Origin of the sequence: Amycolatopsis sp. BJA-103 (assembly GCF_002849735.1) — a bacterium.
GTDB lineage: Bacteria > Actinomycetota > Actinomycetes > Mycobacteriales > Pseudonocardiaceae > Amycolatopsis.
On the sequence record NZ_CP017780.1, the window covers coordinates 2709425 to 2724914 of the forward strand.

General features: G+C 68.9%; 13 protein-coding genes. 7 read left to right on the forward strand and 6 right to left on the reverse strand.

Annotated features, from left to right (window positions below; genetic code table 11):
- Positions 1 to 35: 35 nt before the first annotated feature.
- Both BKN51_RS11490 and BKN51_RS11495 read right to left on the reverse strand, forming a co-directional pair.
- The gene (locus BKN51_RS11490) at positions 36 to 836 is read right to left on the reverse strand and encodes an alpha/beta fold hydrolase (protein WP_101607624.1); all 801 of its coding nucleotides are present in this window, start codon (positions 834 to 836) and stop codon (positions 36 to 38) included.
- 75 nt (positions 837 to 911) lie between these two features.
- On the reverse strand, positions 912 to 3719 hold the full coding sequence (locus BKN51_RS11495) for an aconitate hydratase (RefSeq protein ID WP_101607625.1): 2808 nt from the start codon (positions 3717 to 3719) through the stop codon (positions 912 to 914).
- Positions 3720 to 4060: 341 nt separating this feature from the next.
- Here BKN51_RS11495 and BKN51_RS11500 point away from each other — a divergent pair, with 341 nt between their 5' ends.
- From BKN51_RS11500 to BKN51_RS11525, 6 genes are all read left to right on the forward strand, one after another.
- On the forward strand, positions 4061 to 5419 hold the full coding sequence (locus tag BKN51_RS11500) for an NlpC/P60 family protein (RefSeq protein ID WP_168214317.1): 1359 nt from the start codon (positions 4061 to 4063) through the stop codon (positions 5417 to 5419).
- A gap of 2 nt (positions 5420 to 5421) precedes the next feature.
- Positions 5422 to 5964, forward strand: coding sequence for a molybdenum cofactor guanylyltransferase (gene mobA, locus BKN51_RS11505; RefSeq protein ID WP_101607627.1), 543 nt, complete (start codon positions 5422 to 5424; stop codon positions 5962 to 5964).
- Positions 5965 to 6006: 42 nt separating this feature from the next.
- Positions 6007 to 8259 (forward strand): P-loop NTPase fold protein, encoded by a 2253-nt coding sequence (locus BKN51_RS11510; RefSeq protein WP_101607628.1) that lies wholly within the window; start codon positions 6007 to 6009, stop codon positions 8257 to 8259.
- Between the two features lie 124 nt (positions 8260 to 8383).
- A complete protein-coding gene (locus tag BKN51_RS11515) occupies positions 8384 to 9454 on the forward strand; it encodes an AAA family ATPase (RefSeq protein WP_101607629.1) in 1071 nt (356 codons plus the stop codon).
- 69 nt (positions 9455 to 9523) lie between these two features.
- Entirely contained in the window at positions 9524 to 10408 is an 885-nt protein-coding gene (locus tag BKN51_RS11520) for a DUF58 domain-containing protein (RefSeq protein WP_233223471.1), read from the forward strand.
- Positions 10405 to 11385, forward strand: a complete 981-nt coding sequence (locus BKN51_RS11525; protein WP_101607631.1) for a VWA domain-containing protein — start codon at positions 10405 to 10407, stop codon at positions 11383 to 11385. Before BKN51_RS11520 ends, BKN51_RS11525 begins: the two co-directional genes overlap by 4 nt.
- An 85-nt stretch (positions 11386 to 11470) precedes the next feature.
- On the opposite strand, the gene BKN51_RS11530 is transcribed toward BKN51_RS11525, so the two are convergent.
- Positions 11471 to 11932 carry a tRNA (cytidine(34)-2'-O)-methyltransferase gene (locus tag BKN51_RS11530; RefSeq protein ID WP_101607632.1) on the reverse strand — a complete coding sequence of 154 codons (462 nt, stop codon included), beginning with the start codon at positions 11930 to 11932 and terminating at the stop codon, positions 11471 to 11473.
- Between the two features lie 110 nt (positions 11933 to 12042).
- Here BKN51_RS11530 and BKN51_RS11535 point away from each other — a divergent pair, with 110 nt between their 5' ends.
- Complete coding sequence (locus tag BKN51_RS11535) at positions 12043 to 13638, forward strand: alkaline phosphatase D family protein (protein WP_101607633.1); 1596 nt, start codon at positions 12043 to 12045, stop codon at positions 13636 to 13638.
- On the opposite strand, the gene BKN51_RS11540 is transcribed toward BKN51_RS11535, so the two are convergent.
- The 3 genes from BKN51_RS11540 to BKN51_RS11545 form a co-directional block, all read right to left on the reverse strand.
- On the reverse strand, positions 13626 to 14057 hold the full coding sequence (locus BKN51_RS11540) for an acyl-CoA thioesterase (protein ID WP_101607634.1): 432 nt from the start codon (positions 14055 to 14057) through the stop codon (positions 13626 to 13628). The two genes, BKN51_RS11535 and BKN51_RS11540, sit on opposite strands and share 13 nt — an antisense overlap.
- A gap of 95 nt (positions 14058 to 14152) precedes the next feature.
- A complete protein-coding gene (locus BKN51_RS44815) occupies positions 14153 to 14602 on the reverse strand; it encodes a hypothetical protein (protein ID WP_335645068.1) in 450 nt (149 codons plus the stop codon).
- On the reverse strand, positions 14571 to 15440 hold the full coding sequence (locus BKN51_RS11545; protein WP_335645069.1) for an alpha/beta hydrolase family protein: 870 nt from the start codon (positions 15438 to 15440) through the stop codon (positions 14571 to 14573). Before BKN51_RS11545 ends, BKN51_RS44815 begins: the two co-directional genes overlap by 32 nt.
- Positions 15441 to 15490: the final 50 nt, after the last annotated feature.

A 15490-nucleotide genomic window follows, 5' to 3' on the forward strand; every position in this document is an offset into this window, starting at 1 on the left:
GACCAGAGAAACCAACGTCCCTGAGCGCTTGGCGGTCAGCAGTCCAGGAAATCCAGCAGGATCCGGGAAAACTCCGCGGGTTTCTCCAGATTGACCATGTGCGCGACCCCGGGAACCACGATTTCCCGGGCGTCGTGCGCCTCGCGTTCGATCTGGTCGGCGATGTCGAGGATGTCCGAGGAATCCAGGTCGCCCACCAGCGTCAAGGTGCGCGGGCTCAGCTCGCCGACGCGTTCGATGGCCCGTAGTTCGTCCATCAGTATGAAGCCGCTGCCGCGGTGCCGGGTGATCGTGTGCGTGTACATCTCCTGGCACCGGCGGCGGATTTCCGGATCGACGTCCGCCGGTGCGCGCCGGGGGCCGTCCACCCACATTCGCAGAACACATTCGATGGCGGCCGGAAGATCGCCTCTGGCACCCGCTTCTTCGAGTTTCTTGTTCTGCTCCAGGACAAAGGGGTCCTTCGTCGTCATCGCGCTGAGGCCGGTGGCCACGAGGACGAGGTTCTCGACGAGGTCCGGATACGTCAGCGCGAAGTCGGCCGCGATCCGGCCGCCGCCGGACAGGCCGACCAGCGAAGCGCGGGGGAGTTCCAGCGCGGTCATCAGCGCGCGGAGATCTTCGTAGTGCTTGAACCGTTCTGTCGGCGTGGACGACTCGCCGTGTCCCCGCGCGTCGTAGCGGATGGCCGTGTAGCGGCCTTCGAGCGCCGTCATCTCGGCGTCCCACATCCGGGAGTCGAGCATCCCGCCGTGCAGCAGGATGACGGGATCACCCTCACCCCGGAGCTCGTACGCCAGTTCGCCGTTCTCGACCGGAATTCTCCCGCTGGGCATACCCGTCACGGTACCGAAAATCGCGAAAGGCCCCCTTCCCCAAAGTGCGGGGAAAGGGGCCTTCGCGTGTGGTGCTTACACCTGGGTCATCTTCCGCAGGACGTACTGCAGGATGCCGCCGTTGCGGTAGTAGTCCGCCTCACCCGGGGTGTCGATGCGGACGTCCGCGTCGAACTCCACCTTGGTGCCGTCGGTCTTCGTCGCGGTGACGTGGACCGTGCGGGGGGTTTCGCCGTCGTTCAGCTTCGTGATGCCCGAGATGTCGAACGTCTCGGTGCCGTCGAGGCCGAGCGACGAGGCCGACTCGCCCGCCGGGAACTGCAGCGGGATGACGCCCATGCCGATCAGGTTCGACCGGTGGATCCGCTCGAACGACTCGGTGATCACCGCGCGCACGCCCAGCAGCGAGGTGCCCTTGGCCGCCCAGTCACGCGACGAGCCGGAGCCGTACTCCTTGCCGCCCAGGACCACCAGCGGGATGTTCTGCGCCGCGTAGTTCTGCGCCGCGTCGTAGATGAACGACTGCGGGGCGTCGTCCTGGGTGAAGTCGCGGGTGTAGCCGCCCTGCACGTCGTCCAGGAGCTGGTTGCGCAGCCGGATGTTCGCGAAGGTGCCGCGGATCATGACCTCGTGGTTACCGCGACGCGAGCCGTAGGAGTTGAAGTCCTTCTTCTCCACGCCGTGCTCGGTCAGGTACTGCGCGGCCGGGGTGCCCGGCTTGATCGCGCCGGCGGGGGAGATGTGGTCGGTGGTGACCGAGTCGCCCAGCTTCGCCAGCACGCGCGCGCCCGAGATGTCGGTGACCGCCGACGGCTCCGCCTTCATGCCGTCGAAGTACGGGGGCTTCCGGACGTAGGTGGACTCCGCGTCCCAGTCGAAGGTCTTGCCCTCGGGGGTCGGCAGCGACTTCCACCGCTCGCCACCGTCGAAGACGTCGGCGTAGTCCTTGGTGAACATCTCCTGCGTGATCGCGTAGTCGATGGTCTCCTGGATCTCCTTGGCCGCGGGCCAGATGTCCTTCAGGAAGACGTCGTTGCCTTCGGTGTCCTGGCCGAGCGGCTGGTTCTCGAAGTCGAAGTCCATCGTGCCGGCGAGCGCGTACGCGATGACCAGCGGCGGCGACGCGAGGTAGTTCATCTTCACGTCGGGGTTGATCCGGCCTTCGAAGTTCCGGTTGCCCGAGAGCACCGACACCGCGGTGAGGTCGTTCTCCTGGATCGCCGCGGAGATCTCGTCCGACAGCGGGCCCGAGTTGCCGATGCAGGTGGTGCAGCCGTAGCCGACCAGGTGGTAGCCCAGCTTCTCGAGGTACGGCCAGAGACCGGCCTTGTTGTAGTAGTCGGTGACGACCTGCGAACCCGGCGCCATCGAGGTCTTGACCCACGGCTTGACCGCGAGGCCCTTGTCGACCGCGTTCCGCGCGAGGAGCGCCGCGCCGAGCATGACCGACGGGTTGGAGGTGTTGGTGCACGAGGTGATCGAGGCGATCACCACGGCGCCGTGGTCGAGGATGAACTCGCCGCGGTCCGACGTGCTGACCTTGACCGGGTTGGTCGGGCGGCCGCTGTGGCCGTTCGCCGCCGACTGGATGTCGACCGCGCCCTCGTCCTTGAAGGAGAGGGCGGCCGGGTCGCTGGCCGGGAAGGACTCCTCGACGGCTTCGTCGACGTTGGTGTGCGGGGGCTGCTCGCCGCCGACGTAGTCGTGGATCGACTTGCGGAACGAGTTCTTCGCGTCGGTCAGCTCGATGCGGTCCTGCGGGCGCTTCGGGCCGGCGATCGACGGGACGACCGTCGAGAGGTCGAGCTCGATGTACTCGGAGTACTCCGGCTCGTGCGACGCGTCGTGCCAGAGGCCCTGCTCCTTGGCGTAGGCCTCGACGAGCGCGACCTGCTCCTCGGACCGGCCGGTGAGCTTGAGGTAGCGGACGGTCTCCTCGTCGATCGGGAAGATCGCCGCGGTGGAGCCGAATTCCGGGCTCATGTTGCCGATGGTGGCGCGGTTGGCCAGCGGCACCGCGCCGACGCTCTCGCCGTAGAACTCGACGAACTTGCTGACCACACCGTGCTTGCGCAGCATCTCGGTGATGGTGAGCACGACGTCGGTGGCGGTGACGCCGGTCGGGATCTCGCCGGTGAGCTTGAAGCCCACGACGCGCGGGATGAGCATCGAGACCGGCTGGCCGAGCATGGCCGCCTCGGCCTCGATGCCGCCGACGCCCCAGCCCAGCACGCCCAGGCCGTTGACCATCGTGGTGTGCGAGTCGGTGCCGACGCAGGAGTCGGGGTACGCCTGGCCGTTGCGGGACATCACCGTGCGCGCGAGGTGCTCGATGTTGACCTGGTGCACGATGCCGGTGCCCGGCGGGACGACCTTGAACTCGTCGAAGGCGCCCTGGCCCCAGCGCAGGAACTGGTAGCGCTCGCGGTTGCGCTCGTACTCGATCTCGACGTTGCGCTCGAAGGCGTCGGCGCGGCCGAAGACGTCGATGATGACCGAGTGGTCGATGACCAGCTCGGCGGGCGCGAGCGGGTTGACCTTGTCCGGGTCGCCGCCGAGGTCGGTGACGGCCTCGCGCATGGTGGCGAGGTCGACGACGCAGGGGACGCCGGTGAAGTCCTGCATGATCACGCGGGCGGGCGTGAACTGGATCTCGATCGACGGGTCGGCTTTGGCGTCCCAGTTGCCGAGCGCGCGGATGTGGTCGGCGGTGATGTTCGCGCCGTCCTCGGTCCGCAGCAGGTTCTCGAGCAGGATCTTCAGGCTGTAGGGAAGGCGCTCAGAGCCCTCGACCTTGTTCAGGCGGAACACCTCGTAGGAGGCGTCGCCCACCTTCAGCGTGTCCTTGGCGCCGAAGCTGTCCTTGCTGGCAGGTGCAGTCACTTCTAACTCCAGTGGCGGGTCAGTTCGGTGTGTTCTCCAGGTCGTTCGGGTCGACCAGGAGCGAGTGTTGCGCACCCCCACCGTAGGTCCGGACCCGGGATGGCACACCTCGTTCGTCTCCACAAACAGTACGCCTGTCCTTTTAGCTTGCAAGCCGACACGCGCGTAGGGAACGTCTCACCGACCTGCGGCCATTCGAGTGACGAAACGTTCGTCTGTTCGTCCCCCGTTGAGGGGAAATGGTGCCTACGGTGTGTAAGTTCCTGGTGGTGCTTCTGGTAATGCTGTTGCAGCAGTGGCACAGTGAGCTCGTTGTTACAAGATCAGGAGGTGGGCGGATCGTGCGTGGTGAGACCGGGTCCGGAACCAGTGCCCGCCGAGGCATGACCATCGGGGCGCTCGGCGTCGCCTTGTTGCTCGGGGTGACCGGCACGGGCCTCGCGGTCCCGCCGCCCCCGCCGAACCCCAGCGACTCCGAAATCAATTCGAGCAAGGCCGACGCCAACGCCAAGGCGGGCGATGTCGGCAGGCTCACCAATCAGCTGGCCCAGGCCGAGTCGAAGCTCTCTCAGCTCAACGACGAGGTCGAGCTGAAGATGGAAGAGGCCAACAAGGCCCGGGTCGACGCGGACACCGCGCAGGACGAAGCCGCGCAGGCCGACCGCGACGCGCAGTCGGCGCGCACGGAGTCCGACGCCGCGCAGGCCACCATCGACAAGGCGCGCGCGGACCTCGACAAGTTCGCCGCCGCCAGCTTCCAGCAGGGGAGCACGGTCGGTTCGGTGTCGGCGTATCTGACCGCCGACAGCCCCAAGGAACTCCTCGGCCGCGCCCAGATGCTCGACGCGGTCGGCGGCAGCAGGCTCAACGCGCTCGACACGATGAAGCGCGCGCAGACGGAGAAGTCCAACAAGGACGCGACAGCGCGCAAGAAGCTGGAAATCGCGCAGGAGCGCAAGCGAGCGGCCGAGGCGGCCAAGCACGAGGCCGACAACGCCCAAAGCGCCGCGCAGCACGCGCAGGACACCCAGGCCACGCAGAACGGCCTGCTGGAAGCCGACAAGACGAACGTCGAGAAGCAGCTCTTCGAAGCGCAGCAGAAGGTCAGCGGTCTTCAGGGGCAGCGACAGCGCTACCAGGACTGGAAGGCGCAGAAGGCCCGCGAGGACGAGGAACGCGCTCGCCAGGCCGCTCTCGCCGCGTCTCGGCCCAGCCCCGGCCAGGGTGGCGGTGGCCGTCCGTCGAGCGGCAGGCCCGCCCAGTCGGCTCCCGCCGGTTCGAGTGTCGAGGCCGTCGTCCAGCGGGCTTTGTCGCAGCTGGGACTTCCGTACGCGTGGGGCGGCGGCAACGGCTCCGGGCCGACACGCGGTATCCGCGACGGCGGCACGGCGGATCGCTACGGCGACTACATGAAGATCGGCTTCGACTGCTCCGGGCTGATGATCTACGCGTTCGCCGGGGTGCGGTCGCTCCCGCACTACAGCGGCTATCAGTACAACGCCGGGCGGAAGGTGCCGCTTTCGCAGATGCGCCGCGGCGACATGCTCTTCTGGGGCGGTAGCGCGCGGGGTATCCACCACGTCGCGATGTACCTCGGGAACGGGCAGATGGTCGAAGCTCCGCAATCGGGTCTGCGGGTCCGGATCGCGCCGGTGCGCTACGGCGGCATCATGCCGTACGCGGCCCGCCTGATCGGCTAGGCGTGGCCTACGCGGGGATCGTGCTGGCGGGCGGTGCCGCGCGCCGTCTGTCCGGTGTGGACAAACCCGCGCTGACCGTCGGCGGGAAACCGTTGCTCGCCAAGGCTCTCGCGGCTCTCGCCGCCGCGGATCCGGTGATCGTCGTCGGCCCGGAACGACCGGGCTTCGGCGACGTCCTCTGGACGCGGGAGTCTTCGCCGGGAACGGGGCCGGTGGCCGCGGTGGCGGCGGGACTCGCCCTGGTGCGCACGGAGGTCGTCGTGGTGCTGGCCGGGGATCTCGCCGGCGTCCGGAAGTCCACTGTGGAACGGCTGGTGGCCGCGCTCGGGCCTGCTCCCGGTGCGGTTCTGGTCGACGCCGCGGGGGAGCGGCAGTGGTTGCTGGGCGCTTGGCGCACGGAAGCGCTGCGTGGCGCCTTGCCCGAGAAGGTGGAGAACGCGTCGCTGCGGCGGGCGCTGGGCGGGCTGGACCTCGTCGAGGTGGCCGAGGAACCGGGGGAGAGCGACGACATCGACACCCCTGAGGATCTGGACCGGTTCTCCTAGCGTTCCCGGGAACGCGTTGACGCGGTTCGGCATCATAAGCCGGTGAGCGACCACCATCTTGACGAAACCGAGTCGGACGTCCTGCGTGACGGCGAAGGATTCATCGAGGATTTCGACACCTGGTTGTCGTTGCTCGCGCTGGAGGACGTACTCGACGAGGCGCTCGGCGAGCCGGAGATCGCCGCCGGTCTCCATCGGGAAGGTCTGCGTGCCGACGACGCGAGGAACGCCGTCCTCGGCAGCGCCACCGCTCTCGCGCGGATCCGGATGGAACGGGAACGGGCGGGTGTGGTCTTCGACCGTCCCCGGCGGCTCCCGCTCCGGCAAATGACCCTCCGGGAGGCAGGATGGCTGGCCGTGACCTGCGCCCTGCTGGTGGGCTACCTCCGGATCCTGCAGCTGTCGTGGCAGGCGATGCCGCTGGGCTTTCAGCTGCTCGGGGTACTGGGACTCGGAGCGGTGATCGGGATGGCCGTCCTGGTCATCAGCCGCCGGATCCCCGGTCTGTTCGTCACCGAAGGCAGGGAACGCGGGACGGACCGGGCCCATCCCGAGATGATCGGGCTGGGTGACCGGTGGGAGTTCGTGTTGCACGAAATCGTCCTGCCGGAGCTGCGTGACCACATCCGCGATCACCGGCGGATCCGTGACCGGGTGAACCTCGTCTTCGAAGATCCCGACGCCTCGGCGGAGCTGGAAGCGGGTCTCGTCCGGACCGCCGCGGTGAAGCGGCTTCGCCGGATCGTCGACCGGGCGGAGTCGGTGGCCGTCGCACTGGCCGGGCACCGGGGGACCGGCAAGACCACGTCGATCCGGTCGCTGGAACAGGGTTTGCTGAGCCGATCCGATCAGGCGGCACCGCTGGTCGTGGTCGCCTCCGCGCCCGCCGCGTACGAGGCGCGGGACTTCGTGCTGCACCTGCACGCGCTGCTCTGCAAGGCGGTGCTGGCGAAGATCTCGAAGGGATCGCGAGCCGTGCCCGGCCGTCTTCGGCGGCGGGCGGCGTTCGGGCGGTTGCTCCGGACGTCGTTGGCGTTCCTGGTGTTCTGGGGAGTGGTGGCGGTCGCCGTCCGGCTCCTGTGGGGCGGGACGGCGGCGCAGGACCTCGGGACGTTGGCGGTCGAGGTCGTGAACGGACGTGTGACGCTTCAGCAGCTGTGGACAGGGCAGCCGACAGCACGGCTCATCGCGCTCGGGTTGGTGTCGATGTTCCTGCTGCGGCTCGTGATCGGTGTACTGGCCGCCGGTGTCACGGTCACGCGCCTGCTGATCGCGCGCCGCCGCGATGTCCGCCTGGCGGGCTTCCGGCGCGTCACCGAACAGCAGCTCGATCGGATCCGGTTCTTGCAGACCTACACGACCGGATGGTCCGGGAAGCTCAGCATGCCGCTGAAGGGGGAAGCCGGCCGGACGTGGTCGACTCAGCGCGCCGAGCAGCAACTCACCCATCCGGAGGTCGTGGACAAGTTCCGGGAGTTCGCCGAACTCGCCGCGGTGAACCTCGCTGGGCGGGTCGTGATCGCGATCGACGAACTGGACAAGATCGGGGAGCCCGACAAGGCGCACCAGTTCATCAACGACGTGAAAGGTGTCTTCGACGTCCCAGGATGCCTGTTCTTCGTGTCCGTTTCGGACGACGCCGTTCTCGGCTTCGAACAGCGCGGGCTCGGCGTCCGTGACGCCTTCGACAGCGCGTTCTCGGAGATGGTGCGGCTCGAACCGTTCACTTTGGACGAAAGCAGGCTCTGGATCGCCTTGCGGTTGCGGGGGGTCTCCGAGCAGTTCTGCTATCTGGCGCACTGTCTTTCGGGCGGCTTGCCGCGCGACCTCAAACGCTGCGCCGTCGAAATGGCGGATCTCGCGAGCGAGATCTACCAGCCGTCCTTGGAGGTCGTCGCGCGGAGCCTCGTCGCCGGGGAGCTGACCGGCAAGACCCGGGCCTTCACCGCCACCGCGGCCACCCTGGAACGGTCGCCGGAACTGGTCGCGCTGACCACGGATCTGCTCGGTATCCCGGGAACCGACGCACCGGAGGAACTGGCCGAGATCGCCGGCCGCCTGGTGCGGACCGAAGAGGACACCGCCGCGCCGATCAGCGATCTGCGATGGCACAGCGGCTGTTTCGTGCTGTTCTGCGCGACGGTGCTGGAAGTCTTCGACGACACGCTGACCGGTGACCGGCTGAGCCCCGGGTTGCACCGGCTCGCCGTCGTCCGGCAGCGGATGGCCATGCACCCACGGCAGGCGTGGGACGACCTGGTGGAATTCCGGAAGGGGCGGGGTTCGGGAGAGTAGACCGGGGCCCTTCACAGCCGTCATACCGGTGGTCGGGTTGGCTACCTTCACGAACGGCTGTGCCACCGACCACTACGGTCACATCCGGACGCAAGAACGCAAGCGGGGAACACAGGAGGCACGAGTGACCGAGCCCGGCTACGCCGACGGCGCGCAGCAGCAGCCCGGAACGCCGGCGCGGGACGCCCAGTTGCTGGAGCGGACCGTGTTCGAGGTCAAGCGGATCATCGTCGGCCAGGACAGACTGGTCGAGCGGATGCTGGTCGGCTTGCTGGCCAGGGGCCATCTCCTGCTCGAAGGTGTTCCCGGTGTCGCGAAGACCCTCGCCGTCGAGACCTTCGCGCGAGTGGTCGGCGGCTCGTTCTCGCGGGTGCAGTTCACCCCGGACCTGGTCCCCGCCGACATCCTCGGCACCCGGATCTACCGCCAGGGCGCCGAGCGGTTCGACGTCGAACTCGGCCCAGTGGTGGCGAACTTCGTGCTCGCCGACGAGATCAACCGCGCGCCCGCGAAGGTGCAGTCGGCGATGCTCGAGGTGATGGCCGAGCGGCACGTGTCGATCGGCGGCCAGACGTTCCCGATGCCCGACCCGTTCCTCGTGCTCGCCACGCAGAACCCGATCGAGAACGAGGGTGTGTACCCGCTGCCCGAGGCGCAGCGCGACCGCTTCCTGTTCAAGATCGTCGTCGAGTACCCGACCGCCGAAGAAGAGCGGGAGATCATCTACCGGATGGGCGTCACCGCGCCCACCCCGCAGGAGGTGCTGAGCCCCGGCGAGCTGGTCCGGCTGCAGAACGTCGCCTCGCAGGTCTTCGTGCACCACGCGCTGGTCGACTACGTCGTCCGCCTCGTGCTCACCACCCGTACGCCGAACGACCACGGTCTCGCCGACGTCGCGGGCTGGGTGTCCTATGGCGCTTCGCCACGTGCGAGCCTCGGCATCATCGCCGCCTCCCGGGCGCTGGCGCTGGTCCGCGGCCGGGACTACGTGCTGCCGCAGGACGTCGTCGACGTCGTTCCCGACGTGCTGCGTCACCGGCTCGTGCTGTCCTACGACGCGCTGGCCGACGGCGTCCCCATCGACCACATCATCACGCGGGTGCTCCAGACCGTGCCGCTGCCGCAGGTCTCGGCCCGTCCGCAGGGCGGCACCGGGCAGGGCGGCCCGGTCCCGGCCGGCGCACCGGTCAGGTAAGGAATCCGCGTGAAGAACGAGAAGGGCGAACGTCCTTCCTGGGCACCGCCGGTACTCCGCGGGGAGCGGATGGAGGCGGGCCTGCGCACGCTCGAACTCGACGTGCGCCGCCGTCTCGACGGTCTGCTGCAGGGAAACCATCTCGGCCTGGTGCCGGGTCCGGGTTCGGAACCGGGGGAGGCCCGGCCGTACCAGCCCGGTGACGACGTCCGCCGGATGGACTGGGCGGTCACCGCGCGGACGACGAGTCCGCACATCCGGGAGACCGTCGCCGACCGCGAGCTGGAGACATGGCTGGTCGCGGACGTGTCCGCGAGCCTCGACTTCGGGACCGCGCTGTGCGAGAAGCGCGACCTGGTCGTCTGCGCGACGGCCGCGGTCGCCCATCTGACCGGCGGAGGCGGCAACCGGATCGGCGCGCTCGTCTCCAACGGGGCGGGCAGCATCACGCGGATCCCGGCGCGCGGCGGGATCCCGCACGCGCGGGGGCTGGTCCGCAAGCTCGCCGAGACCCCTCGTGCCGAGGAAGGTGTCCGCGGGGATCTCGCCGCGGCACTGGAGAAGCTGCGCCGTCCGCCCCGCCGTCGCGGGCTCGCCGTCGTGATCTCCGACTTCCTCGGTGACACCGAATGGCAGCGCCCGTTGCGCGCGCTCGGCGGGCACCACGACCTCATCGCCATCGAAGTCCTCGACCCGCGCGACATCGACCTGCCCGACGTGGGCACCGTCGTGCTGGCCGACCCGGAGACAGGGAAACAGCGCGAAGTGCACGCTTCGGCCTTGCTGCGCAAGGAATTCGGCGCCGCGGCGCATGCTCACCGGCAGGAGGTCGCGGCCGCGCTGCGGCGGGCCGGTGCCGCGCATCTGGTGCTGCGCACCGATTCGGACTGGATCGCGGACATGGTCCGGTTCGTGGTGGCCCGCAAGCGCCGCTGGTCCGGTGGTGTCGCGTGAGCCTGACCGGATTCGCCTCGCCGTGGTGGTTCCTGCTGCTGCTCGCGGTCGCCGCGGTGGCCGTGGGCTACGTGCTTTCCCAGCGCGCGCGGCGCAAGCGCACCATGCGGTTCGCCAATCTGGAACTGCTGGACAAGGTCGCGCCGAAGAGCCAGGGCTGGGTGCGGCACGTTCCCGCCATCCTGATCGTGCTCTCGCTGCTGGTGCTCACCGTCGCGCTCGCCGGGCCGACGGCCGAGCAGAAGGTGCCCCGCAACCGGGCCACCGTGGTGCTGGTGATCGACACCTCGCTGTCGATGGAAGCCACCGACGTCGCCCCGACCCGGCTGAAGGCGGCCCAGGAGTCGGCGCGCTCGTTCGCGCAGAACATGACGCCCGGGGTGAACCTCGGGCTGATCTCCTTCGCGGGGACGGCGACCGTGCTGGTCGCGCCGACCACTGATCGCGGCGGTGTCGTGAAGGCGATCGACAACCTCAAGCTGGCGCAGTCGACCGCCACCGGTGAAGGGATCTTCGCCGCGCTGCAGTCGATCGAGAGCTTCTCGGCGATCGTCGGTGGCGCGGAAGGCCCGCCGCCCGCCCGCATCGTCCTGATGAGTGACGGCAAGCAGACCGTCCCGGACGATCTGTACGCACCTCGAGGCGGCTACACGGCCGCGCAGGCGGCGAAGCAGGCTCAGGTGCCGATTTCGTCGATCTCGTTCGGGACCACGCACGGCTCGGTCGACATCGACGGCAAACCGCAGGACGTGAAGGTCGACGACGAATCGCTGGAGGAGATCGCGCGGCTCTCGGGCGGCGACTTCTACAAGGCGGCGAGCGCGGACGAGCTGAAACGCGTGTACGACGATCTCGGTGAGCAGATCGGGTACGAGCTGAAGGACGCCGACGCGAGTCGTCCTTGGGTGATCCTCGGGACGCTGGTGCTGATGATCGGCGCCGCCGCTTCGCTCTTCTTAGGTCAACGACTGCCGTAGATCCTGCGCCCGAGCGCGCTATGAAAGGCCCGTTACTTGCAAAATTTGCAAGTAACGGGCCTTTCATAGCATTGGGGGGAAGCGGTCAGGGAGTCGCGAAGCCGTTCTGCCGCCAAGCCTCGTAAACGCTGATCGCCGCGGTGTTCGCAAGGTTCAGCGACCGGCTCGACGGCAGCATCGGCAGCCGCACCCGGTCGGTCACCTGGGAGGACTCCTGGACGTCGAGGGGCAGCCCCGCCGACTCCGGCCCGAACATCAGCACGTCACCGGGCTCGTACGCGACGTCGGTGTGCAGCCGCGTCGCGGAGGCGCTGAACGCGAAGACCCGGGCGGGCAGCAAAGCCGCCCAGGCCGCGTCGAGGTCCGCGTGGACGTGGACGCGCGCGAGGTCGTGGTAGTCGAGGCCGGCGCGGCGCAGTTGCTTGTCCTCCAGCGTGAAACCGAGCGGCTCCACCAGGTGGAGCTCGCAGCCGGTGTTCGCGGTCAAGCGGATCGCGTTGCCCGTGTTGGGTGGGATTTCCGGGCGGTAGAACAGGATGCGGAACACGAGGGTTGATCGTCTTTCGTTCACGGGCGCTTCGCCTGAGGGCGGCCGGGAGGCCATATACGCGGGCGAGCATGAGGCCGCCCGTGACCATCCCACCACAGGAGGGCTTCATGCCTTCGCTCCCTCACCCCCTGTCGCGGCGTCGCTTCCTCGGTTATGGCTCCGCAGGCGCGGCCGCCGTCCTGCTGGGGACCGGCGCCTGGAACGCCGCCGGCGCGATGCCGCTCGCGAGCGGCTCCGGAAACCCCTTCACCCTGGGCGTCGCCTCGGGTGACCCGTTGCCCGGCGGTGTCGTGCTCTGGACCAGGCTCGCGCCGAAGCCCTACGAGGCCGATGGCCTCGGCGGGATGCCGCGCAAGCCCGTTCGCGTCGAGTACGAGGTCTCGCTGGACGAGCGCTTCCGCGCCGTGATCCGTCGCGGCTCCGTGGTCGCCACTCCCGAGCTCGGTCACTCAGTTCACCCCGAGATCCACGGCCTCGCGCCGGATCACCAGTACTTCTACCGTTTCCGCGCGGGCGGCGAGATCTCGCCGGTCGGCCGTACTCGGACGGCGCCGGTCGCGTGGTCGTCGCCGCGCGAGCTGAACTTCGCGTTCGCGTCCTGCCAGAGCTGGGAGGCGGGACACTTCACCGCGTACGACCACATGGCGGCCGAGGATCTCGACCTGGTCGTGCACCTGGGCGACTACCTCTACGAAAGCGGCGTGACCGGCGTCGGGCGCGGGACGCCGGTGGGTCCGCAGTTCAAGGGCGAGACCTTCGACCTGGCCCGCTACCGGCTCCAGTACGCGCTCTACAAGTCCGAAGCGCCGCTGATGGCCGCGCACGCCGCCTTCCCGTGGATCCACGTCAACGACGACCACGAGGTGGAGAACAACTGGGCGGGTGACCTCTCCCAGGCCGACAACGAGCCCGACCAGGACCCGGCGGTGTTCCGCCAGCGGCGCGCCCAGGCCTTCCAGGCGATGTACGAGCACCTGCCGTACCGCATCGCCCAGCTGCCGAAGGGGCCGGACGCGCGTCTCCACCGGCGCCTGAGCTACGGCACGCTCGCCGACTTCACCATGCTCGACACCCGCCAGTACCGCGACGACCAGCCGTGCGGCGACGGCCAGTCGGCGAACTGCACCGAGCGCTTCGACGAGGACCGCACCCTGCTCGGTTCGGAGCAGCGGCGTTGGCTGCTCGACGGTTTCTCCCGGTCCCGCGCTCGCTGGCAGATCCTGGGCAACCAGGCGCCGATGGGCCAGACCGACACCGACGCGGGCGCCGCCACCAACGTCTACCTCGACCCGTGGGACGGCTACGTCGCCGACCGCGACCGCGTGCTCGCCGCGGCGCAGGACCGGGGCGTGCGGAACCTGGTGGTCATCACCGGTGACAGGCACCAGAACTACGCCTGGGACCTCAAACGCGACTTCGGCGACCCCGGTTCGCCCACCGTGGCGAGCGAGTTCGTCGGGACGTCGATCACCAGCGGCGGCAACGGCGTCGACATGACGCCCGCCGGTGAGAACCTGCTGAAGGCCAACCCGCACATGAAGTTCTTCAACAACCAGCGCGGGTACGTCCGGGTCAACGTCAACCGGCAGCGCTGGCGCAGCGACTTCCGGGTGGTGCCGTTCGTCAACACCCCCGGCGCGCCGATCAGCACGCGGGCCAGCTACGTCGTCGAGGACCGGCGCCCCGGCGTTCAGTCCGCCTGAGCGGGCAGGAGGGCGGCGTACACCTCGCGCACGACCGCGGGTGGCGCCGCCTTCTTGAGCGTCGCCGGATCGACGAAGACGTAACGGTTGGTCGCCTCGGTGCACACCGTGCCGTCGCGGCCGATCTCGAAGTCGATGATCAGCGACGTGGTTCCGAGATGGTTCAGGAACGCCGAGACCACCAGTTCGTCGTCGTAGCGGCAAGGCGCGCGGTAGCGGAGGTTCGATTCGGCGACGACGACGTCGACACCGAGGGCCAGCGCCGCTTCGTGGGAGCCGTAGAGGGTTCTTTCCACCTCGAACATGGCCATGTCCACGTAGGCGAGGTAGTTCGCGTTGAAGACGATGCCCTGTCCGTCGCACTCGTGGTAGCGCACGCGCAGCGGCATTTCGACGATCGGTTTCCGTGGCTCGGTCACCCTGCCAATGTAGGAGCTGAAGGACGCTTTCACCGCATCGCATGCGGTGAAAGCGCCCTTCGCCCGATGGCATGCGGGGAAAGTCCCCTTCAGCCCTACTCGATGAAGTCGATATTCGGGTGCCGCGGGGATTCCCCGTCGAACAGGTGCCGGTCACGGCCCTTCAGGTGCAGATCGAAGAACGCGCCGATGTAGTCCCGCTGCGCGGCGAGCGAACGACGGGGATCGATGGTGCCGATGGACGCCTTCCGCTTCTCCGGCGTCACCAGCGCGCCGAGCTGCGGCACGACGACCTGCAGATCGCTGTAGGACATGTGCGTGCTGCCGCCGCGCAGGAGCAGGTCCCGCTTCCAGCCTCGCTGGTTGGCCCAGAAATCCGCCCAGCTGCGGTCGAATTCCGGGGTGCGGTGCGTGTGCTCGAGCGGCTTCCCGTCCGGACCGACACCCTCGGCGCCCATCAGCAGGAACGGCCGGTCCAGACCGCGCTTCGTCACCTCTCCGGGGATGTAGGCGCTACCAGGCGGGTAGCCGAACGCCGTCGCCATCGCGCCGTCCAGGTTGATCCCGGCGTCGACCCGGCCGGTCGTGGACCATCGTCTCGCCCGCCGTGAACCCGCCGTAGGAATGCCCGTAGGCACCGACCTTCGACAGGTCGAGCGACCAGCCGAGGCCGCGGGGGAGCGGCCGGTTCTCCGCGTCCGGGTTCTGTCCCCGCGTGATCTTCGTGAGCTGGTCGAGGACGAACCGGCTGTCGCCGACTCGCGCGTCGAGCGCCTTCTTCATGAACTCGGGACCCTCGCCCGGCGGGAGCGCCGTTTCGAGTCGTCCGCCGGGGAACTCGACCGCGGCGCTCTCGTAGGTGTGCGAGAGCGAGACGACCACGTAGCCGCGGCTCGCGAGGTCGTCGACGATCGCCGAGTACGTCTCCCGAGGTCCCCCGAAGCCGGGGGAGAAGAGCACGACCGGCTTCGGCGCGCCGGGCGCGGCCGGGACGCCGATCTCGGCCCGCCGCTTCGACGACGTCCAGTCGACGGAGCCGACCGGGACATCGAGGTCGTTCGGGTTCGCCAGAGCCTGGTCGATGACGGCGCTCATACCCGGCGTCAGCCACGGTGCCTGCGGGCCGTGGGCGAACCGGTCCGCCGGATAGGTGACGGTGGCCATGACCTCCCGGCGCCGGTCCGGTTTCCAAGGATCGGGCCGGGACCGGTCGACGAGGTGGAGGTCGGTGGTGCCGACCTCGTACTGGCCGGTGAGGGCGGGTGCGGTGAGTTTGACCTGCTCCGCCGCGACGGCGGGGGCGGTGGTGGCGAGCCCGCCCGCGAGCGCGAGGCCCGCGACGAGTGCCGAACCCCGCACCACCCTGGTGTGTCTCGATGACACTGCTGGAGTCCTTCCGGATCGGGGCGGTCCGACGACCGCCTCCCTTCCGA